This is a genomic window from Leisingera sp. CC-HEC093 (assembly GCF_059429195.1).
The window spans coordinates 2,618,702-2,644,384 of the sequence record NZ_JCAIJR010000001.1; the positions used below are offsets into that span (position 1 = coordinate 2,618,702).

Consider the following 25,683-nt stretch of genomic DNA (forward strand, 5'->3'; position numbering starts at 1 on the left):
AAGGACTGACGACGTGCTTCAAATGACCCCGCCAAAAGAAACCTACCTGAGCATTCGCGATCTTTGGAAAGCCTTCGGCAGCTTCATCGCGCTAAAGGACATTTCTCTGGACGTGAAGGACGGCGAATTCATCTGCTTCCTTGGCCCCTCAGGCTGCGGCAAGACCACCCTGCTGCGCGCAATTGCCGGCCTGGACCTGCAATCCAAGGGCACGGTGACACAGGGCAGTCAGGATGTCTCCAACCTGCCTCCGTCAGAGCGCGACTTTGGGATCGTGTTCCAATCCTATGCATTGTTCCCGAACCTCACGATCGAAAAGAACATCGCCTTCGGCCTTGAAAATGCAGGCCGCAGCAAGCCGGAGATCAATTCGCGCGTCGCTGAACTTCTGGAACTGGTCGGGCTTCCGGACCAAGGCCGCAAATACCCGGCACAGCTGTCTGGGGGCCAGCAGCAGCGGATTGCCTTGGCGCGTGCCATTGCCACTAATCCCGGCCTTCTTTTGCTGGATGAGCCGCTGTCGGCACTGGATGCCAAGGTGCGTGTTCACCTGCGCCACGAGATCAAGGAACTGCAGCGCAAATTGGGCGTCACCACCATCATGGTGACCCATGACCAGGAAGAGGCGCTGGCCATGGCCGACCGCATCGTGGTGATGAACCACGGGGTGATCGAGCAGGTCGGCTCCCCCACTGAAATCTACCGGGAACCGGCCAATCTGTTTGTGGCCGAGTTCATCGGCGAGATGAACCAGATCAGTTCTTCCGTTGCCAAGGGCGGCCGCCTTGCGGTGGGCGAAAAGACCTTTGCCTGCCTGTCGCATGAATTTGCCGACGGCACGCCCGTCATTGCCGCCATCCGGCCCGAGGATGTTATCCCGCACGAGACCGGCTACCTGGAAAGCAGCGGCAACCGGAATTGTATTGATGTGCAGCTGGCCGAGATGGAATTCCTCGGCTCCTTCTGGCGCTGCCGCCTGACCAATGAACGCTTTGGCGGCAAGGAGCTGATTGCCGACTTCTCCATCAACGCAGTGCGGCGCCTGGAGCTTGACGCAGGCTGCCAGATGGAAATCGAACTGCCGGACAACCGGCTGATGGCCTTTGCACAAGACGGGCAGGGGGGGTGAAGCAGATGACTGATACAACCCAGGATGTCCTGCCCGCAGGCCCGTTGATCAAGGGCAAGCTCAGCCGCGACGACATCATCATGCGCGGCAGTATGATCATCATCGCGCTGTATCTGGTCGTGTCGATGGTGTTTCCGCTCTATGCGATGCTGTCCAAATCGTTCTCGACGTACCGGATGGAGCTGTCGCAGTATGAATTCCAGGTCAGCGACGAAGCCGGACAGTTTGACGGCACAGTGCTGACCGGTGCCGAGCTGAATGCCCGCACCGGCACCTTTGCCGAAGCCGATTTGTCCACCGGCGCCGACGGGCGGCTGCCGGTCACCGGTTTCTTCCCGGACTTCAGCTTCCGCAGCCCGGTGATGTATCAGATCCGCAATACCTCCGGCACAGGCCGTTTCCTGATAGGCTCCAACCTGCAGACCGGCACCGAATGGGCCACCCTGGACTCCAATACCTTCCGCCGGGTGCAATTGCGGCCGGTAAAAGCGCAGGGGCTGGACAACTTTGTCTCCTACTTCTCGACGCCGGCGCTGTTCAATTCAATCAAGAATTCGCTGTGGATTGCGGTGCTGAGCACGGTTGTGACCGTTTCGCTGGCCTTCTGGTTCGCCTATGCGCTGAACCGCAGCTGCATGAAATACAAGGGTGTGTTCCGCCTGATTGCCATGGCGCCGATCCTGGTGCCGTCGCTGCTGCCGGGCATCGCTTTGGTTTACCTGTTCGGCAACCAGGGCATGATCAAGGAGCTGCTGTTCGGCGCCAGTATATACGGCCCTATTGGCATCGTGATCGGTTCGGTTTTCTTCACCTTCCCGCATGCCTTCATCATCATCTCAACCGCGCTGGCAATCTCTGACGCACGCCTGTACGAGGCTGCGGCCAGCCTGCGCTCCACCCCCTGGCGCACTTTCTGGACCGTCACGGTGCCAGGCGCGCGCTATGGCCTGATCTCTGCCGCTTTCGTGGTCTTCAACCTGGTGATCACTGACTTCGGCCTGCCCAAGGTGATCGGTGGCCAATTCAACGTATTGGCGGTGGACATCTACAAGCAGGTGATTGGCCAGCAGAACTTTGAAATGGGCGCCGTGGTCTCAGTGGTGCTGGTGATCCCGGCGATCCTCGCCTTTGCCATCGACCGTATGGTGCAATCGAAACAGGTGGCGCTGCTGTCGGCCCGTTCGGTGCCTTATGAGCCGCAGCCGAACAAGAAAACGGACCGGATCTTCTTTGCCTATTGCACCCTGATCGGCATCTTCATCGCTGGGCTGCTGGCGGTTTGCCAGTTCGCGGCGCTGATCAAGTTCTGGCCCTATGACCTGAGCTTCAGCCTGAACAACTATCAGTTCGACAAAATGGATGGCGGCGGCTGGGGGTCGTATGTGAACTCCATCAAGCTGGCGCTGATGACGGCTGTGGCTGGCACCGCGGTGGTGTTCTTCGGCGCGTATCTGGTGGAAAAATCCAAAGGCTTCCGCACCGGGCGCGCCATCTTCCAGATGTTTGCAATGCTGCCGATGGCGATCCCGGGCATGGTGCTGGGGCTGGCGTATATCTTTTTCTTCAACAATCCGGCCAACCCGCTTAACGCGATCTACGGCACCATGGCAATCCTGGTGGTGTGCACCGTTACCCACTTTTACACAGTTTCGCATCTGACAGCGGTTACCGCACTCAAGCAGATGGACCGGGAGTTTGAGTCTGTCGCCGCGTCGCTCAAGCAGCCGACCATGAAGCTGTTCGCCCGCGTCACGGTTCCGGTTTGCCTGCCGGCGGTCCTGGACATCTCCATCTATCTCTTCGTCAACGCGATGACGACGGTGTCGGCAGTGGTGTTCCTCTATTCGCCCAAAACCACACTGGCGTCGATTGCGGTGCTGAATATGGATGACGCAGGCGACATTGCCCCGGCAGCGGCCATGGGGATGATGATCTTCTACACCAACGCTCTGGCCCGGATCCTTCACCTGCTGGCCTCCCGCGGCATCCTGCGCCGTACCCAGGCCTGGCGCAGCCGCTAGCCAAAACACTGGCAACTGGCCGCCGCATGTGAGGCGCGGCCAGTTGCACCAGCCTTGGGTGCCATAGAGCACAACAAGACCGGTCTGGACGCCACGGCAACGCGCGGCGCGACACAGTTATATTGACAAAACTGGTTTTGTGGTTATTTTTGAGGTGTGACAACATCAAGCTTCAATGCCCGCGCCCTTGCCGCCCTGGGCCACGACGCCCGCCTGGCCATCTTCCGGCTGCTTGTCAAAGCCGGGGAGGACGGGCTGCGGGTTGGCGACATCGCTGATCATCTTGGCTTGGCGGCTTCCACACTGGCGCACCACCTGTCAACGCTGGTCGATGCCAAACTGGTGGTGCAGGAAAAGCGCGGGCGCGAAGTGTACAACCGGGTCGACTATCCCGTCATGCTGTCTGTGGTGAACTTTCTGACGTCGGAATGCTGCGCGGGTGTGACCCTGACGGCAAAGGAGGAGACCGCTTGAGACGCAGGCGGCCTTTTCTTGGATTGAAAGAAACTATAAAACTGGTGATTTGGAAATGACAAGCACAACCGAAAACTCCCCAAGGCCCGGCGCCGCGATCTGGCGGTTTGCCAAGGATCAGCGGGTTTGGGCAGCCTCCGCGGTCATCCTGCTGCTGCTGGCCCTGTTCGATCCTGCGCAATCCGCGGGCAGCGCAGCCTTTGCCGGAGCGGCGCTGCTCCACACTGCGCCATACCTGCTGTTTTCCATTGCCGTCGCGGCCTGGGCCGGGGCGACCGGTGCGGACAACCTGGTGGCCAAGGCGTTTACCGGCTCGCCGCTCCTGATGATCGCCCTAGGGGCGGTGGCTGGCGGGCTGTCACCGTTCTGCTCCTGCGGAGTGATCCCGCTTATCGCAGCGCTTCTGGCGATGGGAGTGCCGCTGTCAGCCGTCATGGCATTCTGGCTGGCCTCGCCGATCATGGACCCCTCAATGTTCTTTCTCACAGCAGGCGTGCTGGGCATCGAGTTCGCCGTCGCCAAAACCATTGCCGCTGTCGGCCTGGGCTTGTTCGGCGGGCTGACCGTCCACATGCTGAGCCATACCGGGGCATTGACGGACCCGTTGCGCGAAGGTGTTGGCAACGGCGGCTGCGGCGGCTCCAAAATGCGCGCGCCCAAGCCGGTGGTCTGGAAATTCTGGCGCGAGGCAGGGCGCCGTGCGAAATTCGCAACAACTGCCTGGACCACAGCCCTGTTCCTGGCCAAATGGCTGCTGCTGGCTTTTATTCTGGAAAGCTTGATGCTGGCCTGGGTTCCGGCAGAAACCGTGGCCTCTGCTTTGGGCGGTGAAGGCCTGCTGCCGATTGTCACCGCGACTCTGGTCGGTGTGCCTGCCTATCTCAACGGCTACGCCGCGCTGCCGCTGGTCGGCGGTCTGATCGATCAAGGCATGGCGCCCGGTGCTGGTCTTGCCTTCCTTGTTGCCGGCGGCGTCACCTCGATCCCCGCAGCGATGGCGGTCTGGGCGCTGGCCCGCCTGCAGGTCTTCGCACTCTACCTCGGTCTGTCGCTGTCCGGCGCCTTCGCTGTGGGCCTGCTCTACCAGCTCTGGTACGCAGTCTGACCTGAAAATGGCCCGGGCGCCCTTGGGTGCTTGGGCGTTCTCTTCGCGGCCGCCCTGACCGCCGAGGCCTGCGTCAGCAGGCAGCACGTCAGCCAGACCGCTAGGCGCAGTTGCACCGCTGGGGTGCCCGCCAATTCTGGGCAGATGGGGGCGGGTCATCTTTTGGTTGTATTTTATGAATAAAAACTCCGGCTGAAACATGCATTCGATACATTGGTATGAGGTTATTAACGGCTCACCCTCAAGTTGAAGCTAATCCGTTACCTAAACGAGTGAGGCGAAAGTATGGGTGCGAACGAACCGGCTGCTGCTGCAGTTTCCGATCACGGCAGTGCTGAACTTGCAGGGGTTGTTGATGCTATCAACCGGGTTCAAGCTGTCATTGAGTTTGAGCTGGACGGCACGATTATAACGGCAAATGAGAATTTTCTGGCGACGGTCGGCTATGCACTGGAGGAGATTCAGGGCCGCCATCACCGCATGTTCTGTGAACCGGCATACGCCGCTTCGGATGAGTACCGCGATTTCTGGCTGCAACTGGCGATGGGGGAATTTTCTGCCGGGGAGTACAAGCGTTTCGGCAAGGGCGGTTCAGAAGTATGGATTAACGCCTCCTACAACCCGATCTTCAATGCAGACGGCAAACCGTTCAAAGTTGTCAAATTCGCCACCAACATCACCAGCCAGAAACTGCACACAGCGGAGCAAGAGGGCAAGACTGCGGCGATCAGCCGGGCTCAAGCAATGATTGAGTTCGAGCTGGACGGCACCATTCTGACTGCCAATGAGAATTTTCTGAACACAGTTGGCTATTCATTGGAGGAAATCCGCGGCCAGCATCACCGCATGTTTTGCGACCCGGCCTATGCCGGCTCTGCCGAGTACCGGAAGTTCTGGGCGGATCTGGCCGCGGGTGAGTTTTCGGCCGGTGAATTCAAGCGTTTCGGCAAGGGGGGCGAGGAGGTGTGGATCAACGCGTCCTACAATCCAATCTTCGATGCGGACGGCAAGCCGTTCAAAGTTGTTAAGTTTGCGACCAACATCACCAGTGAAAAGCAGCGCACAGCGGAGCAGGACGGCAAGATGGCCGCAATCAGCCGGGCTCAGGCGATGATCGAGTTTGACCTCGACGGCACCATTCTGACCGCCAATGAAAACTTCTTGAACACGGTTGGTTACGCGCTGGAGGAAATCCGCGGCCAGCACCACCGGATGTTCTGCGATTCAGACTACACCCGAACTGCTGAGTACCGGAAATTTTGGGCGGATCTGGCCACAGGCGAGTTTGCGGCCGGTGAATTCCGGCGCTTCGGAAAGGGGGGCGAAGAGGTTTGGATAAACGCGTCTTATAATCCGGTGCTCAATGCCGATGGCAAACCTATCAAGGTCGTGAAGTTTGCAACCAACATCACCGCTGCAAAGCGCGTCGAACAAGAGGTCACCCGGATCGCTTCAGGGTTTGCCGAGCAGTCCAAGGCGATATCTGAACAGGCATTGACGGTCGCCAGCGGCGCCCAGACACTGGGATGCACGACAGAAGAGATCAGTGCTTCTGTCGAAGAACTGAGTGCCTCCATCGACTCGATTGCCCAAAACAGCAACCATTCCGATGAAATCGCTCAGAAGACCAAGGAAGAAGCCGATCTGGGTGCTCAGGCGATCGAGCGTTCGATTGAAGCCATGGACCTGATCAATGCCTCTTCCGAGGAAATCAGCGAAATCGTAAAGACCATCAGCGAAATTGCCAGTCAGACAAACCTGTTGGCCTTTAACGCCGCGATTGAGGCGGCGCGGGCTGGCGAGCATGGCCTGGGCTTTTCAGTGGTTGCCGATGAGGTGCGTAAGCTGGCAGAGCGGTCGTCGCAATCGGCCAAGGAAATCAGCAAGCTGATCAGTGATACGGTGAAACGGGTGAGCCAGGGCAGTGAGGTCTCCAGAGAGGCCGGCGCCGCCTTCACCAAGATCCTGACGGGGATTACCGATACCACCGATTCCATCGCTCAGATCTCGGTTGCCGCCAACGAGCAGCAAACCGCGGCGCGGGATGTGGCAGAAGCGATCCAGAGCATCGTCGATGCGTCAGAAGAGGCCGTCATTGCCTCCGACACCATCGCGGCAGCAACGGAAGAGCTGAATACCGGAGCCCAAGAGCTGAAAGCAGAAGTCGGCAAGCTCGGCTGCTGACCCGTCGCACTGGTCTAAGGAGGGGGCATGAGAAAACCTGACACAGACGTCACTATGAGCGATGGGGATTTTTCCAAACTCCGTGCCATTGTTCATCAAAATACCGGGATTACCATCGGTGAAACCCGGAAAACAATGCTGGTCAGCCGGCTGCGCCGCCGGCTGCGCGAGGTCAATGAGCCGAGTTTTGCCGCCTACATCTCCCGCCTGTCCGAAGACCCGGAGGAGATGCAGGAGCTGACCAACCGGGTGACCACCAACGAGACCTACTTCTACCGCACCCCGCGGGTCTGGGATTACTTCCAGGACGTGTTCATTCCTGAATTCCTGGCAAACGGTCAGAACCGCCGCATGCGGGTCTGGTCGGCAGCGGCCTCGACCGGGGAGGAGGCGCATACCATCGGTGCGATGCTGGAACATCAGCGCTTGGCGAAACCGGGGTTCGACTACTCTGTGCTGGGCACTGATGTTTCTTCCCGGGTGCTGGATGTGGCGCAAAAGGGGGTCTACAACGGCCGCTCAATTGCGCGCTTCCGCAAGGAGCAGTCCGAGTTGTTCGCCAGTCAAATGACCGGCAGCGATGCAGCAGGGTACAGGGCGGTGCCTCAAGTCCGGGCGCGCTTGAAGTTCAAGCTGCACAATCTGCTGGAAAAGCTCGGCGGAACCAGCCCGTTTGATGCGGTGTTCCTGCGTAACGTGCTGATCTACTTCACCGACGAGGATCAGGAAAAGATCCTCAGGCATATCCGTGACCTGATTAAACCCGATGGCGTCCTGTTCATTGGCGAGAGTGAGACATTGAACAACCTGCGCACCGGGTTTGAACAAGTCGCCCCGATCATTTACCGGCCGGCCGCCAGGGTGGGCAGCCCATGTGCGTGAATGAGGTGCAGAAAATTCATGTTCAGATCGGGCAGGTGAAGACCGGCCGGGCGGGGCAATCGCTGAATGCGATCCTGGGCTCCTGCATAGGCCTCGGCCTTCTCCAACCGGCCAAGGGGCTTTGCGGGCTGGCCCATTGCCTGCTGTCTAAGTCGCCGGAAGCGAGCGATGCAATCAGTGGCAGGCACGTGGATCAGGCACTCAAATCGCTGCAGTCCCTGATGGAGGTTTCCGGCAAAGATCTGCGTCAAGTTAAGGCAATCATCGTTGGCGGTGCCAATATGACAATGCCTGCTGATACAGATCCCGCCCGGCTTGTCGGAGCCATCAATGCACGTTCCGCCTACCGGGCCCTGCGGGAGGCCGGTGTCCGCAACATCCATGAAGACGTCGGGGGAGTGCAGGGAAGGCAGGTGACCATCGACTGCACAAGCGGCGAATTCACAGTTAAGTCCATCCCGCGTTTGGGGGCACACAGATGAAACCCGACACCTCAGAACCGCTGGTTCTTGGCCCCGGCAAGCTGCCTGGAGAAGGCGAAAATCCCGCCGGTAATGCCGGCCTACCGGGTGCTGCCGAGCCGCAGAAGCCTGTCGAGAGCACCGGCGGCCGGGCGCGGCAAGGCCACGCTGAAAAATACGGCTCCTTTCTGATTGACGATAGCGAATTTGCCATCCCTGTCACTGCGCTTCAGGAGATCGTGAACGAACCGGATGACATCTCTCCGGTGCCGCTTGCACCGCCATTTATGCTGGGCCTGTTCAACCTACGGGGCATGATTGTTCCGGTGATTGACCTGCGCAGGTTGCTGGAGTTTCCCGCAACTGACAGCACGCAACCACGCAAGGTTGCCATTGTCGAACATGGGGCGCATTGCATCGGCCTTCTGTTTGACAGGACAGGAGAGGTCCTGAACGGTAAAGGCGTGGCACGGGTGGATTTCCGCCCCAATGGCGAGGGCATCAAGGATGTTGTCATCGACGGGGTGCTGAAATTCGATAAGGGTGAAAGGCTGGTCCAGGTGCTGGACCCGCATGAACTGCTGAACCTGGAAAAGCTTCCGAGGGCCGATAATGGCGCCGGGCAGGAGGCCGTCAAACGCAGCAGAGGCAAGAAACTCGCCTGCGTGTCCTTTCAGACCGGCCATACCACCTGTGCCATGGACCTGCGGCACGTGAAAGAAGTCAAGACTGTCCCCAAGCTGGAGCAGTCCCTTCTGACGGGCGGCAACGTGATCGGCACTGCAAACCTGCGTGGCGTCATTCTGCCAGTCATAGATTTTCGCGGCTTCATGGGGGACGGCGCAAAGTTTGTGTTTGGGGCGACCTTGCCCAAGGAGCGCAGAATGCTGGTGGTCGAAACTGCCGAAGGGCCAGTCGGGCTGATGGTGTTTTCCATCGACAGCATTCTGCCCTATTACGAGGATGAAGTACGGCCGTTCGCCAAGCTCGCACTGCCGCGCGGGGATCTGGTCAATGGGTGCCTGATTGATAAGAAAAATCAAATCGTCATGATGCTGGATCCGGAAAAACTTCTGCAAGAACCCAGTTTTCTGGCAGCGGCAAAGTCCTGCCAAGAGATCTATCCACCCGATACGGAGGAGGAAAAAGCCGCCGATCTGGCGACCCGGGCAGCGCGCCGCACGTTTATCAAATTCACGTTTGAAAAGAGATTTGCCCTGGATACGTCTCAGGTCAGTGAAGTGATCAACCGCCCCAAGGACCTGCTTGAGCCACCGTTCTCGCTCAGTTTTGTCGAAGGCATCCTCAATTTGCGGGGGGAATTGATCACTCTTTTCAATCCGCGGGTGCTCTACGGCTTGCCGCCGGTGTCCAGCCAGGACCAGAAGGTGTTGATTTTCAGGCATGGCGCGCAGAAATTCGGAATCCTCGTGGATTCCGTCGATGAAATCATCATCACGACGGAAAACCGGGTTGCTGAGCTGAAGCCCTTGGACCAGCAGCAAGCGTCCAAGAGCATTACCGAGGATGTAACCGGATGCCTGCAGCACAAGTCCCCTGATGGCAAGCCCGAGTCGATTTTGATCATGGACACAACCGCTTTGGTCGACCGCTGCTTTAAGGCCGCATAGCGCCGCCCAGCAACGCGTGCCGCAGGCCGCGGGCAGGGACCGCCGCTTTGCCTGGGCGGGCCTGCCCGCGCTTGCAGTGGTCGCAATCAGACCAGGGTTGTTGCAGGACTTTTGGCTTCCGCAGTGCGGCAGGTCTTCCTTCTCTGCGTGAAGATTCCTGCAATCCGGTGAACTTTTTCTTGCCGCAGCGAATGTGATGCGCTACGCGCGCTTCACCGGTCCCGTAAGGGCTAAGAGGGAATCCGCGGCGCCAGCCGGCGCCAAACGGAACTGCCCCCGCAACTGTAGGCGGCGAGTGCTGTCCCATCGTGTCACTGGACCAGAGCGGTCCGGGAAGACGGGGCAGACAGTGACCCGCCAGTCAGGAGACCTGCCGGCGAAAAACCGAAACACACCGGACGGGGTTGTCCGGGGAGGTTGCCGGTAAGGTGTGCCGCCGCTGTCCGGTGCCGCATAAAGGGGGCCAGGCTCCTGCTTAACCGGTCAATGCCCTTTCACCCGTTCTCCGGTCATTGACAGATGGAGATCGAAATCATGTTTCTGCGTTCCGGCCTGATGGGCCTTTCTTTCTTTGCGGCAGCTCAGGCCGCAGCGGCCGGCGAGGCTTTCCCGCTGACCCTTCAAAACTGCGGCGAGACCGTCACCTTCGAGGCGCCGGTTGCGTCCGCCGTGACCGTCGGTCAGGCCGCGACAGAGGTGCTTTATGCTCTGGAGCTGGGCGGCAAAGTGCTTGGCACCTCGGTCTGGTTCAACGACGTGCTGCCCGAATACGCGGACGTGAACGACAAGGTAGAGCGGCTGGCCGACAACGATCCGAGCTTTGAAAGCGTGGTGGCCAAACGCCCGGGACTGGTGGCGGCGCAATATGAATGGCACGTCGGACCCGAAGGTGTTGTCGCCAAGCGCGAGCAGTTCCATGATCTCGGCATCCCCACCTATGTGATGCCCGCGGATTGCGTTGGCAAGGACAACACCACCGGCGGCGACGGCACCCGCACCCAGATGTTCACCACTAAGAGCCTGTATCAGGGCATTGAGGAACTGGCGGCGATCTTCGGAGAGGCCGAAAAGGGTGCAGCGTTGGTTGCCGACTACAAGGCCCGTGAAGCCGCAGCTGTTGCCAAGGCGCAGGAGGTTGCACTGGACGACGCCTCTGCCGTGTTCTGGTTCTCTTCGCCGGAGATGGAAAGCGACCCGTTTGTGGCCGGCCAGAAGGGCGCGCCGGGATACATGATGCAGCAACTGGGCCTGCGCAATGTTATTGAGACTGACGAGGAATGGCCGACCGTCGGCTGGGAAACCATCGCCAAGGCCAACCCCACGGTGATCGTGATTGCCCGTATGGACCGCCGCCGCTTTGCTGCGGATGATTACGAGAAGAAGCTGGAGTTCCTGCGCAATGATCCGGTCGCCAGCCAGATGGATGCGGTAAAGAACAACCGTATCGTCGTGATGGACGCCCAGGCCATGGACGCCACCATCCGCGCCATCCCGGCGCTGGAGGACCTGGCCGCTGAACTCAGCGCGATCGGCAACGGCGCATGAGCGCAGCCGCTGCACTGGCATTGCAGGGCGTCCGGGGCGCTTGCCTGGCCCTGCCGGTGCTGGCTGCGGCGGTTCTGGCAGGCGCAATGATCGGGGAAACCCCGCTTGCGCCTGACCTTATTCTGTCCGTTCTAGCCAACAAGCTGGCCGGGGCGGGGCTAGTGGTGGACCCGGTGGATCAGGGTATCATCTGGAGCTACCGGCTGCCGCGGGCGCTGGTGGCTGCGGCCTGCGGGGCAGCGCTGGCGGTGACCGGGGTGGTGCTGCAGGCCTTGCTGCGCAACGCGCTGGCCGATCCTTACATCCTGGGCATTTCGGCGGGTGCCTCGACCGGGGCGGTTGCCGTCACCATTGCCGGGCTCGGCGGCGGCGCCCTGTCGCTCTCCTTTGGCGCCTTCAACGGGGCGCTGCTGGCGTTTGGCTTTGTTGCCATCCTGGCGCGAGCGGCCGGGGCAGGGGACAATCGTGCAGCCGCAGCGCAGATCGTGCTGGCGGGCATTGCCGGCTCGCAGCTGTTCAACGCATTGACCGCCTTTGTTATCGCCAAGTCCGCCAATGCCGATCAGGCTCGCGGTATCATGTTTTGGCTGATGGGCAACCTCAGCGGCGTTCGCTGGCCGGATGTGTGGCTGGCGGTGCCGCTGGCGTTGGCAGGCTGGATGATCTGCCGGTTTCACGCACGCGCCCTCGATGCCTTCACCTTTGGCAGCGACTCGGCGGCGTCGCTCGGGATTCCGGTCCGGAGGGTGCAGGTGGTGCTGATCTTCGCTACCGCGCTGATGACCGCGGTGATGGTGTCGATCGTCGGCTCCATCGGTTTTGTAGGCCTGGTGATCCCGCATGCAGCGCGGTTCCTGGTCGGTCCGGGCCACCGCAGGCTGATGCCCGCCGCGGCGCTGACCGGCGCCGTTTTCCTGATTGCCGCCGACATTGTGTCCCGCATCATCATCCCCGGCCAGGTGCTGCCCATCGGCGTGGTCACTGCCCTGATCGGGGCACCATCCTTTGCGGTGATTCTGATACGCGGTCAAAAGGCGGCACGATGAAGATCGAGGCCCGCAATCTGTCCTTCGCTGTGCGCGGCAAGACTTTGCTGGAAGACGTCTCGCTGACGGCGCAGCCAGGGGAAACGCTGGCGCTTGTCGGCCCCAACGGCTCCGGCAAGTCGACCCTGATGCGCCTGCTGTCCGGCCTGGCACGGCCTGCGCAGGGCGAGGTGCTGCTGGCGGAAAAACCGCTGGCCGGACTCACCCGCCGGGACATCGCCCAGCGGATCGCCATCGTCGAACAGCAGGCAGATACGGCTGAGCGCATCACCGCGCGGTCGGTCGTGGAACTGGGCCGCACCCCATGGCTGTCAACGTTGAAACCCTGGAGCGGAGAAGACACGCTGCTGGTAGACAAGGCGCTGCGCACGGTGGAGATGGAAGGTTTTGCCCGCCGCGAATGGGCCACGTTGTCTGGCGGCGAACGGCAGCGGCTGCACATCGCCCGGGCCCTTGCACAGCGGCCTGGGCTTTTGCTGCTGGACGAGCCGACGAACCATCTGGATATTCACCACCAGCTGTCGATCCTGAATTGTATCCGCAATCTGAAAGTGACAACTGTGGTTGCCCTGCATGACTTGAATCAGGCGCTGACCTGCGACCAGGTTGCGGTGCTGTCGCACGGGCGACTTCTGGCGTTTGGGCCGCCCAGCCAGGCGCTGGCGCCGGAAACCGTTTCTGAAATCTTCGGAATCAAGGCCCGTTGGGTCCGGGATGCCGGGGGCGAGGACCCCTTCCTGTCCTTTCAGCTAGCCTGATTTCGCACCGGCGGGCGCTGAGTTCTTTTTTGGCACCGCGCAGACTGTTTCAGTCTGGCTCGCCGGACAGGCCGCAGGATTGAATGAAAGTGCAGCACTCCTCAGTCAGCGCTGCAAAGCGCGACCGCTCGCGCTGGTACAGGTAGACTGCCCGCTTGTCGGGCAGGTCGGCGATCGGACGGAAGGCGGTTGCCTCCGGCATGAACCGTGCAACGGTCTGCGGCAGCACCGTGACCCATTTGCCGGTCCGCACCATGGTAATCAGCGAATGGGTGTTGTGGATCGTCACATCCGCATTGCTGCTCGCCTTAACGAAACGCTCGTTCCGGATCAGATCGCACAGGGCATTGCCGACAAAGGACGCGCTGGTCACATCGGCAATTGTGGGGGCGGCCTTCTGCAGGTACAGCGGGTGATCGGTTGCGCAAACCAAGCCAAAACGGTCCTCGAACAGCGGCACAGCCCTGACACCGTTCAGCGGGTGATGACCAGAAGCGATGCCGATATCCGCCTTTCCCTCCGCCAGCGCATCCAGCACTTCCTGAGTGTCAGTGTCGCGCAACTCCACTTTCAGGCCAGGGTGGCGTGCTGTCATATGTTCCAGAACTGCCGGGAAAACCAGCGCCGCAACGGAGGGGACCGAGACGATCTGCAGCAATCCGTGGGCCGCTTCCGCGGCCAGCTCGATGCTTTGCACGGTCTGGTCAAAGCGGCGCACTTGCTGCTGCGCCAGTTCAAAAACCTGTTGCCCCAATGGCGACAGCTGGTTCTTGCGCTCGCCCTCAAACAGTTTCTTGCCCAAATGGTCTTCCATCTGCTTGAGCGTCATGGAAACCGCGGATTGAGTCCGGCCCAGCCGGTTGGCGGCCTCGGACAGATTGCCGGTCTGCGCCACGGTGCAGAAGGCGCGCAGCATTTCGATTTTCAGAGTCACGCTTCAGAAATCCTGAAGTTGCTTACAGTTTATTGAGTTTGACTGATGTGGGCTGCGGAGTCCATCCTGCTGCAAATCTGAAATTCAGCATCTGGGGCTTCTCCGTGACCAAACTCAACCTGATTGCCGGCGAATGGCTGGCGGGCGAAAGCGAAATCGAAAACCGCAACCCTTCGGATCTGAGCGATCTGGTCGGCATGTTTGCCCAGGCCAGCGCCGATCAGCTGGAAGCCACCCTTGATCAGGCTCAAGTCGCGCAGCGCGAATGGGCGGCATACGGCCTTGAGCGCAAACAGGCGGTTCTGATGAACATCGGCAATGAGCTGATGGAACGCGCCGAGGAACTGGGCACGCTGCTGAGCCGCGAAGAAGGCAAGCCGCTGGCCGAGGGCAAGGGCGAAGTCTACCGCGCCGGCCAGTTCTTCACCTATTACGCTGCCGAATGCCTGCGCCAGATCGGCGAAAACGCCGACTCAGTGCGCCCCGACATCGAAGTCGACGTGCGCCGCGAGGCGGTAGGCGTGGTGGCGATCATCAGCCCCTGGAACTTCCCGACTGCAACCGCATCCTGGAAAATTGCACCGGCGCTTTGCTATGGCAATGCCGTGGTCTGGAAACCGGCGAACATCACCCCGGCATCAGCCGTGGCCCTGACCGAGATCATCGAGCGCCAGGACATCCCCAAGGGCCTGTTCTCGCTGGTCATGGGCTCAGGCCGCTCGATCGGCCAGCGCCTGGTCGAAAGCCCCAAGGTGAACGCGATCTCCTTTACCGGCTCGGTGCCGGTGGGCAAAGGCATCGCCGCCGCTGCCATCCAGAACCTGACCAAGGTGCAAATGGAAATGGGCTCCAAGAACGCGCTGGCGGTGATGGACGATGCCGATCTGGATCTGGCCGTTGCGCTGTCACTGGGCGGCGCCTTTGGCGGCACCGGTCAGAAATGCACCGCTTCCTCCCGGCTCGTGGTCCACGCGGCTGTTCATGACGCCTTCGTCGACAAGCTTGTCGCCGGGGCACAGGCCATGAAAGTGGGCCACGCGCTGGAAGAGGGCGTGCAGATGGGGCCGGTCGTCAGCGAGCAGCAGCTGAATGAGAACCTGGCTTATGTCGAACTGGGCAGAACCGAAGGCGCCGAGCTGGCCTGCGGCGGCCAGCGGCTGGAGATGCCGCACGAAGGCTTCTACATGTCCCCCGGCGTTTTCCTGAACACCACCAACGACATGCGCATCAACCGCGAGGAAATGTTTGCGCCGCTGACCTCCGTGATCAAGGTCGGCAGCTATGATGAGGCACTGGCGGTGGTCAACGACACCAACTTCGGCTTGACCTCGGGCATCGTGACCCAGTCGCTGGCCCGTGCCACCCATTTCCGCCGCAACGCGCGAACCGGTGTCGTCACCGTCAACCTGCCGACCGCAGGCACCGACTACCACGTGCCCTTCGGCGGCCGCGGCGACAGCTCCTATGGCCCGCGCGAGCAGGGTAAGGCAGCGGCGGAGTTCTATACCACCGTCAAGACCGCCTACATCAGCGCCGGCAAGCCGGTCTGAAACTGAAACTGTGGCAGCGCCGGATACCGGCCTGCCAGTTTGCGGACGCGCCCGCCCTCCATGTTTCCCCTGCGGCGGGCGCTTCCTGCCCGCCGCCAGAAGGCCGGGTGCTGGACTTTGAAAACCGAGGTGCTTGAATGACCGGATACCGTATCGACTGCCTGCAATATGCCAACTGGTCGGAAAAGATCTTCCGCCAGCTGCGCGAAGGCAATGTGGACGCGATCCAAGTCACCATTGCCTATCACGAGAACTTCCGCGAGACGGTTCTGAACTTCGAGCAGTGGAACCGCTGGTTCGAGCAGTACCCGGACCTGATCATGAAGGGGCAGTGGGCCTCCGACATCGACAAGGCCCGCGAAACCGGCCGCACCGCGGTGTTCTTCGGCTTCCAGAATCCTTCGCCGATGGAGGACGACATCGGCCTGGTTGAGATCTTGCACACCCTGGGCGCCCGTTTCATGCAGCTCACCTATAACAACCAGTCGCTGCTGGCGACCGGTTGTTATGAGGCCGAGGACACGGGCATCACCCGTATGGGCAAGCAGGTCATCAAAGAGATGAACCGGGTGGGCCTGGTGGTGGACATGAGCCACTCCGCCGACCGCTCCACCATCGAGGCGGCGGAGATATCCACCCGCCCCATCGCCATCACCCATGCCAACCCGCATGAATGGTCGCCTGCGCTGCGCAACAAGAAGGACGATGTGATCCGCGCGGTGACTGGCCACGGCGGCATGCTGGGCTTCTCGGTGTATCCCCACCACCTCAAGGATAAATCGGACTGCACCCTGCAAAGCTTCTGCGAGATGATTGCACGCACCGCAGAGAAATACGGGGCAGAACACCTCGGCATCGGCACCGACCTCTGCCAGAACCAGCCTGACAGCGTCGTCGAATGGATGCGGGTCGGCCGCTGGACCAAGGAAATCGACTACGGCGAAGGATCAGCCGCCGCGCCGGGCTTCCCGGCAATGCCCAGCTGGTTCAAGGACAACCGCGACTTTGGAAACATCGAAGACGGCCTTCGCGCGACGGGCATGAACGATGACGAGGTCAGCGGCATCATGGGTGGGAACTGGTACCGGTTCTTCGCCGAAAACTTTGGCCCAAAGGGATAGGTCATGGAAACAACCGCGCAGACAACGATATCACGACGGGACCCGGCACAGGTCATGCGCCTCAGCCGGCTCGGCTCCTTGCATCAGTGCCGCCTCAGCTTCATGCGGGTGCTGACACGCCGCATGGCCCGGGAAAACTGGAGCTTTGGGCGCCCCAAGTTTGATATCGATGCCAAGGGCGTCGGCGTTGCGGTCTATACCGCCACCGGCCCTGCGCGGACCTACTCTCTGATTGCCTTTGCCCACGACCTGCCGCCGGAGATGCGCTCTGACCGGGTGATCGCCACCGCTTGGGATGCTACTTTCACTCTGTTTGACGGGGTTCCAACGGATGCCGACATTGAACGGCTCTCGAAGAACGTGCCCTATCAGGAGGCGGGCCGGGTCAACGAGAAATCCCTGTCTGTTTCCCGCGCCAACCGCTCGGTGCGCCTGTGGGCGCATTTTGTCGATGCGCTGTCACGAGGCCAGCAGCCGGATCCGGCACAGGTGGACGCAGTCGGCTACCTGATGCGCACCACTGCGGTTTACGGCTCCGGCAAGCTGGGGGCCGCCGACCGTGAGGCGATTGCCGGCCGCCCCGAGCTTAACGCGCCGTTCCAGGCAGAGATGCTGTCAGTCTATCTGACCCGGGTCTTTGTGCGCGATCTGGTGGAGTATATGGCCCGCGCAAAAGGCGGCGATAATGCCGTTCCGCTGGCGCTGGAAACTGCAAAACGGCTAGGCATCGGCAATTCTACCGGCCTTGGCATGGCGCCCTACATCGTCAACCACCCGGTGCTGTTCAACAACTGGATTGCGGCCCGGGAAGAGGCGATTGCCCGGGTGCGCTCGGTCGAAACAGCTTCGTCGGAGGAGGCAGCCTGCTTCCGCCGCATGCTGCGGCGGAGCGAATTGTCGGCAGCGCGCTGGCATTCAGAACACCCGGTGCAGATCGAAAAGCTGGCAACCCTGCACAAGGACTTGGAGGCGCTGGCTGCCTGGGTGGCGGCAGACGATCTGCTCAATGACCGCCCCTGGGACCGCCTGATCCGCTGGAGCGAGACAGCCTTGGGGCTGGAAGGGCAGGAACTGGCGGCCTCGCTGATCCTCGAACCCTATGCGGACCTTGTAGACGGGCTGTCTGACTGCATGGCCGATGCCAACAAGGACGCGTTCATTATCAATGGCGCAATGCCGGTTTCGCGGGTGCGGGAGCTGATCGAGGCCAGCTTTGCCTGGGCGCTGGATCTGGACTGGGCTGCCCGCGAAAACTGCGCCCGCGCCTGGTATGTTTCGGAGGAGAAGCTGGAGCCACGCATGGGCGAACGCTTCGATGAGCCGATTGCCGAATTCGAGCAGCCGCTGGCCCCGGCCCGCGACGCGGCCCTGGCCCATGCAGCACTGTCAGACTGGGAAGCTGATGAACCCATCGCGGCCTTCCTGCTGCGCCATCCTGAGCACCGCCACACCGTGCGGCGGGCGCAGATGAGCCAGGTCGCGCCCTATGGCGAGATCCGCAGCAACACCATCAGTGACCGGGTGCTGCCGATCGACATGCTGCGGGCGAAGCTGTCGTTTTTCGGGGCCACTCATTTCGACCCGCGCTCCGACCGCTGGGTGCGGATCTGCATGTACGCAGGCGCGCCGTACCCGGAGGACCTGACCACCGCAAACGCCGACCTGTGGGTTTATCCGGAGGCAGACCAATGAGCTATGCGCTGAACGAAGTGGAAGCCACCGCTAAACGCGCTGCCCGCGGGGCAGGGTACAACTGGGGCCTGGCCGAGGAAGCTGCAAAAGCCACCCGCTGGCTCTGTGCGCAGGGGCTGGACGGGGCCGCGGTGCTGGCAGGCCTTCTGGCTGCCGGCTACGCCGCTGACCTGTCCGCCCATGTGCCGCAATCGCTGGACGGCAGCTGGTCGGCGCAGGCGCCGCTCTGCCCGCTGACAACCGGCGCAGCTCTTTCGGACTGCGCTGCGCGGCTGCGGGATGCGCCGCTGTCTCTTGGACCGGTGTCCCAGCCTGCGATGATCCTGCCCTTTGCCGCAGCGGCCGCGCGGCAGCTTGGCGCTTGCGTCACGGTTGAGGGCAAGGGCTTTCAGGCCGTCACCGACGGCGCCGCACTGCATTGCGAGGGCACTCTGCCGGAAACGGCAGTCCAGCTGGCCATCCGCGTTGCGGGCAGCCTGTCAAACCCGCTTCCGAGCCAAACCCGGGCCGATCCGGAGGAGGCGGCCTGGGCCGCGCTCAACCGGTTTGCCCATAAAACCTACGCTCCGGCCACCGAGGAGTCGCGCCTGCTGGGTGCCGGCGCCGGGCTGTCGGACAACGACTGAAGAGGCACCGATATGACCGAAACCAGAACCATGACCCTTGCCGAGATCGAGGATCTGTCCTTCCGCGCCCTGGTGGCGGCAGGCACCTCCGAGGCCAACGCGCGGCCCCTGGCGGTGGCGACCGCGGCCACCGAAGCGGACGGCGTGGCCAGCCACGGCCTTGCCTACATCCCGATCTATGCGGAGCATGTGCAATGCGGCAAGGTGGACGGAAAGGCGTCGCCTGTTCTGACCCAGCCGCGTCCCGGTGTCGTGGCAGCGGATGCGGCAACTGGCTTTGCCCATTCCGCCATCGATATGGGGTTTGAGACGCTGATCCCGGCAGCTCGCGAACAGGGCGTCGCGGTTCTGGCCATCCGCAACAGCTACAACTGCGGCGTGCTGGGGTACCACACTGCCCGTCTGGCCCGCGCCGGGCTGGTTGGCCTGGGTTTTACCAATGCCCCGGCCTCGATTGCGCCCTCGGGCGGCAACAAGCCGGTTGTGGGCACCAACCCGTTCTCGGTCGCGGTTCCAGGTGCGGACGGCGAGCCGGAGCTGCTCATCGACCAAAGCGCCAGCACCATCGCCAAGAGCGAAGTGATGAAACACGCCCGCGAGGGCAAGGAGATCCCGCTGGGCTGGGCGCTGGATGCCGAAGGCAACCCCACCACTGATCCGGACGCAGGCCTCAAAGGGTCAATGGCGCCTTCGGGCGGCTACAAGGGCGTCGGGGTGGCGCTGCTGACCGAAATTATGGCCGCTGCACTGACTGGAGCCACCCTCGGCATCAATGCATCGCCCTTCTCCGGCACTGCGGGCGGACCGCCCAAAACCGGCCAGATGTTCATCGCAATCGACCCGGCTGCGACAGCAAATGACGCTTTCAGTGCTGGAATGGCCGGGATCGTGGAAGCGGTGCGCGGCCAAGCCGGCGCACATCTGCCCGGAGACGGGCGGCGGGCAAAACGCTTGCAGGCCCGTCAAGACGGCGTCGCTGTCAGCGTTGCAACGCTGGCAAGGATCGAAGCCCTGCTGGGCTGACGCCAGATTCCGGTGGTTGCGCGAACCGCCGGACAATCCGCACCCCGGTGCGGCACGTGCGAAACGGGAGGAAACGCATGTCAATAAAGCAACCTTTTACGGATCTTGAGATCAAGACCTCAGACCAGGGCTTCTATAAGGGGCACAGCGTCGAGATCGCCTTGCTCAGCAAGGGGATCATGGTCGCCCTGGTTCTCTGGGCCCTGGTCTGGCCGGCAAACGCCACGAGCGAGCTGGGCAATCTCAACGGACGCATCCTTGAGGATTTCAACGCCTTCTACATCATCATCGTCGGTTTCTTCGCCTTTTTCCTGTTTGTGGTCGCCGCATTGCCGCAAACCGGTAAGCGGATCATGGGGGGACCGGGCCAGGGCAAGGAGTTCTCGGACTTTTCCTGGTTCTCGATGATGTTCGGCGCCGGTCTGGGCGTCGGCCTGATGGTCTTTGCCACCGCAGAGCCGCTGGGCCTTTGGGGTTCCAACCCGGAAGTGCTGGCGCAGAATGTGGTTCCGAACACCGAAGAAGCCATCCAGTCCGGCTTCCGCTACACATTCCTGCACTATGGCTTCCACGCCTGGGCAATCTATGTGGTGACCGGCCTGTCGCTGGCCTACTACGCCTATACCCGCGACATGCCGCTGACCATCCGTACCGCGCTGACCCCGCTGTTCGGCAAGCTGATGAACGGTTTCCTGGGCCACGTCGTTGACGTTCTGGGTGTTGTTGCCACCATCCTGGGTGTGTCCGTGACCATCGGCTTCGGCGTTTCCCAGTTCGTGGACGGCGTTTATGCCATCACCGGCATGGAGTGGATGATGGACATGAGCGGCGACGCGCCTGCACCGGGCACCGTTGGCCTGCTGGCCGGCCTGTTTGCGATCATGGGCCTGTCGATCATCTCGGCTGTCTCCGGCGTTGGCCGCGGCGTGAAGTATCTGTCGAACCTCAACCTGGTTCTGTCGATCATCCTGCTGCTGACCTTCGTGGTCTTCGGCTCCTTCATGTTCGCAATGACCACCTATGCATCGGCCTTCGTGGACTACATCCTGCAGTTCACCTCGCTCAGCTTCGGTGCCTACGGCCCGCAGTCGGCGGCTGAATTCGCGGCAGCTCTGCCGGCCGAGGCAGCGCCTCATGCCGACGCGCTGCGCGGCGGTGCAACCAACGCCTGGGGCTCCTTCGAAGGCTTCAAGTCCGGTCTGGAAGGCGAAGCGGCAGCTCTGTCCGATGAGGTTCTGGCAGCAACCTACGCAGCTGGCGAGGCACAGCGCCAGTTCGGCTGGCAGTCAGGCTGGACCACATTTTACTGGGCTTGGTGGATTGCATTCTCGCCCTTCGTGGGCCTGTTCCTGGCACGCATTTCCCGCGGCCGTTCGGTGCGTGAATTCATCCTCGGCTGTGTGATTGCTCCGGCGCTGGTCTGCTTTGCCTGGATGACCATCCTGGGCGGCACTGCCATCGACCTGGAGCTGAACGGTGCGGCCGAAGGTGCCATCATCGGCGCGTCCAACACCGCCAAGCTGTTCGTGACCCTGCAAAGCATGATCGACGGCGGCCTGCTGTCCGGCATCACTATCATGTGCGTGGTGCTGATCATGACCTTCCTGGTCACCTCGGCGGACTCCGGCATCCTGGTGATGAACACCATCATGTCCGGCGGCGACCAGAACATCGGCAACAAGCACAAGATCGTTTGGGGCCTGATCCTGACCGCCGTGATCGGCACCCTGCTGTTTGCAGGCAAGCAGAATGGCGGGGCCGACCCGATGGAAGCGCTGAAGAGCGCAATGATCATCGGCGCGCTGCCCTTCACCATGGTGATGGGTCTGATGTGCGTGTCACTGGCAAAAGCACTGTTCCGCGACGGGCAGCGTGAAAAGGCTGCGGCTCCGGCCGAGTAAGAAACAGACACCGGGCAGCGCTGCCGCGTTTGCCCGGGTGTCGTCGAACAGCCCCGGGTGGGGCGGAGAGGCCGGGGGAGAAATCCTCCGGCTTCTTCAATCGCCGCGCAGCGCTGGGCGGATGAAACCGCGCACAAAAAACGCCCCGGAAATCCGGGGCGCTTCAGTTTCGTGCAGTTAGTGGATTATGCCGCCAGATCGAACCTGTCGGCGTTCATCACCTTGACCCAGGCCGCCACAAAGGTGCGGACAAAGGCCGCGGCGCCGTCGCCCTGGGCATAGACTTCGGCCAGTGCCCGCAGCTGGGAGTTCGAGCCGAACACCAGATCCGCACGGGTGCCGGTCCATTTGACCGCGCCGCTGGCCCGGTCCCGGCCCTCATAGGTGCCGTCGCCGGCCGGTTTCCATTCCACGCCCATGTCGGTGATACCGGCAAAAAAGTCCGTGCTCAGCACGCCAACCCGGTCAGTGAACACACCATGCTTGGACCCGCCATGATTGGCCCCCAGCACCCGCAGCCCGCCGACCAGCGCGGTCATCTCTGGCGCGCCAAGGGTCAAAAGCTGCGCCCGGTCCACCAGCATCTTTTCGGCCGGCACGCTGTACTCGGCCTTCAGGTAATTGCGGAAGCCATCCGCCTCCGGCTCCAGCACCGCAAAGCCGTCGACATCGGTCTGCTCCTGCGTGGCATCTGTGCGCCCCGGGGTGAAGGGCACATCCACCGGGTGCCCAGCGGCCTTGGCGGCTTCCTCAACCCCGGCACAGCCCGCCAGAACAATCAGATCGGCCATCGACACTTTCTTGCCGCCGGACGCACCAGCGTTGAACTCGCTCTGCACCTGCTCCAGTGCGTTCAGCACCTTGGCCAATTGCGCGGGCTCGTTCACCTCCCAGTCCTTTTGCGGGGCCAGCCGGATGCGGCCGCCATTGGCACCGCCGCGCATGTCGGAACTGCGGAAGGTCGAGGCCGAGGCCCAGGCCGTTGCAACCAGCTCGGAAACCGTAAGGCCGGTACCCAGGATCGCCGCCTTCAGCTGCGAGACGTCCTGCGCATCCACCAGCGCATGATCCACTGCCGGCACCGGATCCTGCCAGATCAGGTCTTCAGCAGGCACATCCGCCCCCAGGTAGCGCGACTTCGGCCCCATATCGCGGTGGCACAGCTTGAACCAGGCGCGGGCAAAGGCATCGGCGAATTTCTCCGGGTTGGCGTGGAAATCGCGCGAAATCTTCTCGTACTCCGGATCCATCCGCAGCGACATGTCGGCGGTGGTCATCATCGGGGCATGTGTCTTGCTCGGGTCATGGGCGTCCACCACCATGTGCTCGGGCTTCACGTCCTGCGCCTGCCACTGGTTGGCGCCCGCCGGGCTTTTGACCAGCTTCCACTCATAGCCGAACAGCACATCGAAATAGCCCATATCCCAGGTGGTCGGGTTTGGCTTCCAGGCCCCTTCGATGCCGGAAGTGGTCGTGTCGGCGCCCCGCCCGGTGCCATGTGAATTGGTCCAGCCAAAGCCCATCAGCTCCATATCGCCTGCTTCCGGCTCTGCGCCCACCAGGTCCGGGTTGCCCGCGCCATGCGCCTTGCCAAAGGTGTGGCCGCCGGCCACCAGCGCCACGGTTTCCTCGTCGTTCATGCCCATGCGCGCAAAGGTGTCGCGCACGTCCAGACCCGAGGCGACCGGATCGGGGTTGCCGTCCGGGCCTTCCGGGTTCACGTAGATCAGGCCCATCTGAACCGCCGCCAGCGGGTTGTCGAGGTCGCGGTCGCCGGAATAGCGGCTGTTGGCCTGGTCGCTGGTGGCCAGCCACTCAGTCTCGGACCCCCAGTAGACATCCTCTTCAGGCTCCCAGACATCCTCGCGGCCGCCGCCAAAGCCGAACACAGGGCCGCCCATCGACTCAATGGCGCAGTTGCCTGCCAGGATCATCAGATCGCCCCAGGAGATTTTGTTGCCGTATTTCTGCTTGATCGGCCACAGTAAGCGGCGCGCCTTGTCCAGATTTCCGTTATCCGGCCAGGAATTCAGCGGCGCAAACCGCTGGTTGCCGGTGCCGCCGCCGCCGCGCCCGTCCGCGGTGCGGTAGGTGCCGGCACTGTGCCAGGCCATGCGGATGAACAGCCCGCCATAATGGCCGTAATCCGCCGGCCACCAGTCCTGGCTGTCGGTCATCAGCGCAAACAGGTCCTTCTTCACTGCCTCCAGGTCCAGCTTCTTGAATTCCTCAGCATAGTTGAAATCCGCCCCCATCGGGTCCGACTTGGGGGAATGCTGATGCAGGATCTTAAGGTTCAGCTGGTTCGGCCACCAATCCTGGTTCGAGGTGCCGCCGCTGTCGGTGTTCAGCGCTGCACCGTGCATCACAGGGCATTTTCCTGCGGGGGTATTTCCGTCCATTTCCATCTCCGATCGTGGCTTCAAATTATTGAACTGCGTCGCGGCGGAAGCGCCCCGGAACCAGCCCAGCAGCCCGTGCCGCCTGAAAATGCAAGCGGGGCCATGGCTGCCAGTGCCGGGTCTCCCTGTCTTCCTGGAGAGGAGGCTAGCAGGGAAATATCATTGGGATAAGTTGCATTTATTCATCGCTCTGATAATGAAACCCTATGATAAACGTGACCCTCCGCCAGATGCGCTACTTCGAGGCGTTGGCCCAGCATCGCCATTTCGGCCGCGCGGCACACGCATGCGCCGTGTCCCAACCGGCTTTGTCCGTTCAGATCAAAGAGTTGGAGGAAACGCTGGGGGTGCAGCTGGTGGAGCGCGGCGCCCGCCAGGTGCGGCTCACCGGCCTGGGGGAGGACCTGGCCTTCCGCGTGCGCGGCATCCTGCGCTCAGTGGATGAGCTGGGGGAACTCGCGCGGGCATCACGCGACGGGCTGGCCGGGCGTCTGCGCATCGGAGTGATTCCCACCATTGCGCCCTATCTGCTGCCCTCCATCGTCGGCAATCTGACCCGGCAATACCCCGAGGCCGACATCCGCGTGCGCGAGACCGTCACGCCCAAACTGCTGGAGGAACTGGGGGAGGGGCGTCTGGATACCGCCATCGTGGCGCTGCCGGTCTCTGAACCTTCGTTTGAGGAGGTCGCGCTGTTCTCTGAGAACTTTGTTCTGGTGCGCCCCGGCGAAGATGGCGGAACACCTGTTCCGGGTCCCGAAGGCCTGCGCCAGATGCGGCTTCTTCTGCTGGAGGAGGGGCATTGCTTCCGCGATCAGGCGCTGTCTTTCTGCAAGATGCAGTCCGCAGCACCGCGCGAACTGCTGGACGGCAGCTCCCTGTCAACTTTGGTGCAGATGGTCAGCGCCGGGATCGGGGTGACGCTGATCCCCGAAATGGCGGTGCCGGTGGAAACGCGCTCAGCAGCGGTGTCTGTTGCCCGTTTCCGCGACCCGCAGCCGGCACGCACCATCGGCATGATCTGGCGGCGAAGCAATCCGCTGGCCCGGCAGCTGATACAAGTAGCAGACGTGGTCAGGCAGGCCGCGGACGGATTGCGCTCCAGCTACCGTCCGATGAGTTGAAGCACTGGCCGCAAGTGTGGTCTGCTCCGTCACCTGGCCCGCACAGCTTTGAATTGAGTGACGCAAGGGCGGCA

Annotated in this window: 20 protein-coding genes and 1 riboswitch; of the genes, 18 read left to right on the forward strand and 2 right to left on the reverse strand. The window is 61.9% G+C overall.

Features of this window, described 5'->3' with window-relative positions:
• The first annotated feature begins 22 nt into the window (after positions 1-22).
• The 11 genes from AC5STB_RS12745 to AC5STB_RS12795 all read left to right on the forward strand — a co-directional run bounded on the left by AC5STB_RS12745 (position 23) and on the right by AC5STB_RS12795 (position 13,236).
• On the forward strand, positions 23-1,129 hold the full coding sequence (locus AC5STB_RS12745) for a putative 2-aminoethylphosphonate ABC transporter ATP-binding protein (protein WP_495443187.1): 1,107 nt from the start codon (positions 23-25) through the stop codon (positions 1,127-1,129).
• Between the two features lie 5 nt (positions 1,130-1,134).
• The gene (locus tag AC5STB_RS12750; RefSeq protein WP_495443188.1) at positions 1,135-3,150 is read left to right on the forward strand and encodes a putative 2-aminoethylphosphonate ABC transporter permease subunit; all 2,016 of its coding nucleotides are present in this window, start codon (positions 1,135-1,137) and stop codon (positions 3,148-3,150) included.
• 156 nt (positions 3,151-3,306) lie between these two features.
• Positions 3,307-3,624, forward strand: a complete 318-nt coding sequence (locus tag AC5STB_RS12755; protein ID WP_495443189.1) for an ArsR/SmtB family transcription factor — start codon at positions 3,307-3,309, stop codon at positions 3,622-3,624.
• A 55-nt stretch (positions 3,625-3,679) separates the two neighbouring features.
• Positions 3,680-4,729 carry a permease gene (locus AC5STB_RS12760; protein ID WP_495443190.1) on the forward strand — a complete coding sequence of 350 codons (1,050 nt, stop codon included), beginning with the start codon at positions 3,680-3,682 and terminating at the stop codon, positions 4,727-4,729.
• 285 nt (positions 4,730-5,014) lie between these two features.
• Positions 5,015-6,913, forward strand: coding sequence for a methyl-accepting chemotaxis protein (locus AC5STB_RS12765; protein WP_495443191.1), 1,899 nt, complete (start codon positions 5,015-5,017; stop codon positions 6,911-6,913).
• Positions 6,914-6,940: 27 nt separating this feature from the next.
• Positions 6,941-7,795, forward strand: a complete 855-nt coding sequence (locus tag AC5STB_RS12770) for a CheR family methyltransferase (protein ID WP_495443192.1) — start codon at positions 6,941-6,943, stop codon at positions 7,793-7,795.
• Positions 7,786-8,277, forward strand: a complete 492-nt coding sequence (locus AC5STB_RS12775; RefSeq protein ID WP_495443193.1) for a chemotaxis protein CheD — start codon at positions 7,786-7,788, stop codon at positions 8,275-8,277. Before AC5STB_RS12770 ends, AC5STB_RS12775 begins: the two co-directional genes overlap by 10 nt.
• A complete protein-coding gene (locus AC5STB_RS12780; RefSeq protein ID WP_495443194.1) occupies positions 8,274-9,887 on the forward strand; it encodes a chemotaxis protein CheW in 1,614 nt (537 codons plus the stop codon). Before AC5STB_RS12775 ends, AC5STB_RS12780 begins: the two co-directional genes overlap by 4 nt.
• Before the next feature lie 199 nt (positions 9,888-10,086).
• Positions 10,087-10,279, forward strand: a riboswitch (cobalamin riboswitch).
• Between the two features lie 142 nt (positions 10,280-10,421).
• A complete protein-coding gene (locus AC5STB_RS12785) occupies positions 10,422-11,432 on the forward strand; it encodes an ABC transporter substrate-binding protein (protein ID WP_495443195.1) in 1,011 nt (336 codons plus the stop codon).
• A complete protein-coding gene (locus AC5STB_RS12790) occupies positions 11,429-12,478 on the forward strand; it encodes a FecCD family ABC transporter permease (protein ID WP_495443196.1) in 1,050 nt (349 codons plus the stop codon). The genes AC5STB_RS12785 and AC5STB_RS12790 overlap by 4 nt, the downstream gene beginning before the upstream one ends.
• Positions 12,475-13,236 carry an ABC transporter ATP-binding protein gene (locus AC5STB_RS12795; RefSeq protein ID WP_495443197.1) on the forward strand — a complete coding sequence of 254 codons (762 nt, stop codon included), beginning with the start codon at positions 12,475-12,477 and terminating at the stop codon, positions 13,234-13,236. The genes AC5STB_RS12790 and AC5STB_RS12795 overlap by 4 nt, the downstream gene beginning before the upstream one ends.
• A gap of 49 nt (positions 13,237-13,285) precedes the next feature.
• On the opposite strand, the gene AC5STB_RS12800 is transcribed toward AC5STB_RS12795, so the two are convergent.
• Positions 13,286-14,170: a LysR family transcriptional regulator gene (locus AC5STB_RS12800; RefSeq protein WP_495443198.1), complete on the reverse strand. Its 885-nt coding sequence runs from the start codon at positions 14,168-14,170 to the stop codon at positions 13,286-13,288.
• A gap of 104 nt (positions 14,171-14,274) precedes the next feature.
• Between AC5STB_RS12800 and AC5STB_RS12805 the strand changes: the two genes are divergently transcribed.
• The 6 genes from AC5STB_RS12805 (at position 14,275) to AC5STB_RS12830 (ending at position 22,083) form a co-directional block, all read left to right on the forward strand.
• Positions 14,275-15,720: an aldehyde dehydrogenase family protein gene (locus tag AC5STB_RS12805; RefSeq protein WP_495443199.1), complete on the forward strand. Its 1,446-nt coding sequence runs from the start codon at positions 14,275-14,277 to the stop codon at positions 15,718-15,720.
• Between the two features lie 137 nt (positions 15,721-15,857).
• Complete coding sequence (locus AC5STB_RS12810; RefSeq protein WP_495443200.1) at positions 15,858-16,841, forward strand: membrane dipeptidase; 984 nt, start codon at positions 15,858-15,860, stop codon at positions 16,839-16,841.
• 3 nt (positions 16,842-16,844) lie between these two features.
• Positions 16,845-18,533: a hypothetical protein gene (locus AC5STB_RS12815; protein ID WP_495443201.1), complete on the forward strand. Its 1,689-nt coding sequence runs from the start codon at positions 16,845-16,847 to the stop codon at positions 18,531-18,533.
• Complete coding sequence (locus AC5STB_RS12820; protein WP_495443202.1) at positions 18,530-19,159, forward strand: DUF3726 domain-containing protein; 630 nt, start codon at positions 18,530-18,532, stop codon at positions 19,157-19,159. Before AC5STB_RS12815 ends, AC5STB_RS12820 begins: the two co-directional genes overlap by 4 nt.
• A 12-nt stretch (positions 19,160-19,171) precedes the next feature.
• Positions 19,172-20,182, forward strand: a complete 1,011-nt coding sequence (locus AC5STB_RS12825) for an Ldh family oxidoreductase (protein WP_495443203.1) — start codon at positions 19,172-19,174, stop codon at positions 20,180-20,182.
• 77 nt (positions 20,183-20,259) lie between these two features.
• Complete coding sequence (locus AC5STB_RS12830) at positions 20,260-22,083, forward strand: BCCT family transporter (protein ID WP_495443204.1); 1,824 nt, start codon at positions 20,260-20,262, stop codon at positions 22,081-22,083.
• 185 nt (positions 22,084-22,268) lie between these two features.
• Here the strand turns inward: AC5STB_RS12830 and katG are convergent, their stop codons facing one another.
• Positions 22,269-24,485: a catalase/peroxidase HPI gene (katG, locus tag AC5STB_RS12835; RefSeq protein WP_495443205.1), complete on the reverse strand. Its 2,217-nt coding sequence runs from the start codon at positions 24,483-24,485 to the stop codon at positions 22,269-22,271.
• A gap of 206 nt (positions 24,486-24,691) precedes the next feature.
• Here katG and AC5STB_RS12840 point away from each other — a divergent pair, with 206 nt between their 5' ends.
• A complete protein-coding gene (locus AC5STB_RS12840; protein WP_495443206.1) occupies positions 24,692-25,609 on the forward strand; it encodes a hydrogen peroxide-inducible genes activator in 918 nt (305 codons plus the stop codon).
• The last annotated feature ends 74 nt before the right edge of the window (positions 25,610-25,683 follow it).

Excerpts from the sequence above, each read along its gene's own strand:
- AC5STB_RS12795 (WP_495443197.1), top strand. The coding sequence starts at position 12,475 with ATGAAGATCGAGGCCCGCAATCTGTCCTTCGCTGTGCGCGGCAAGACT.
- AC5STB_RS12810 (WP_495443200.1), top strand. The coding sequence starts at position 15,858 with ATGACCGGATACCGTATCGACTGCCTGCAATATGCCAACTGGTCGGAA.
- AC5STB_RS12780 (WP_495443194.1), top strand. The coding sequence starts at position 8,274 with ATGAAACCCGACACCTCAGAACCGCTGGTTCTTGGCCCCGGCAAGCTG.
- AC5STB_RS12770 (WP_495443192.1), top strand. The coding sequence starts at position 6,941 with ATGAGAAAACCTGACACAGACGTCACTATGAGCGATGGGGATTTTTCC.
- AC5STB_RS12785 (WP_495443195.1), top strand. The coding sequence starts at position 10,422 with ATGTTTCTGCGTTCCGGCCTGATGGGCCTTTCTTTCTTTGCGGCAGCT.
- AC5STB_RS12815 (WP_495443201.1), top strand. The coding sequence starts at position 16,845 with ATGGAAACAACCGCGCAGACAACGATATCACGACGGGACCCGGCACAG.
- AC5STB_RS12750 (WP_495443188.1), top strand. The coding sequence starts at position 1,135 with ATGACTGATACAACCCAGGATGTCCTGCCCGCAGGCCCGTTGATCAAG.
- AC5STB_RS12745 (WP_495443187.1), top strand. The coding sequence starts at position 23 with ATGACCCCGCCAAAAGAAACCTACCTGAGCATTCGCGATCTTTGGAAA.
- katG (WP_495443205.1), bottom strand. The coding sequence starts at position 24,485 with ATGGACGGAAATACCCCCGCAGGAAAATGCCCTGTGATGCACGGTGCA.
- AC5STB_RS12825 (WP_495443203.1), top strand. The coding sequence starts at position 19,172 with ATGACCGAAACCAGAACCATGACCCTTGCCGAGATCGAGGATCTGTCC.
- AC5STB_RS12820 (WP_495443202.1), top strand. The coding sequence starts at position 18,530 with ATGAGCTATGCGCTGAACGAAGTGGAAGCCACCGCTAAACGCGCTGCC.
- AC5STB_RS12775 (WP_495443193.1), top strand. The coding sequence starts at position 7,786 with ATGTGCGTGAATGAGGTGCAGAAAATTCATGTTCAGATCGGGCAGGTG.
- AC5STB_RS12830 (WP_495443204.1), top strand. The coding sequence starts at position 20,260 with ATGTCAATAAAGCAACCTTTTACGGATCTTGAGATCAAGACCTCAGAC.
- AC5STB_RS12790 (WP_495443196.1), top strand. The coding sequence starts at position 11,429 with ATGAGCGCAGCCGCTGCACTGGCATTGCAGGGCGTCCGGGGCGCTTGC.
- AC5STB_RS12760 (WP_495443190.1), top strand. The coding sequence starts at position 3,680 with ATGACAAGCACAACCGAAAACTCCCCAAGGCCCGGCGCCGCGATCTGG.
- AC5STB_RS12840 (WP_495443206.1), top strand. The coding sequence starts at position 24,692 with ATGATAAACGTGACCCTCCGCCAGATGCGCTACTTCGAGGCGTTGGCC.
- AC5STB_RS12765 (WP_495443191.1), top strand. The coding sequence starts at position 5,015 with ATGGGTGCGAACGAACCGGCTGCTGCTGCAGTTTCCGATCACGGCAGT.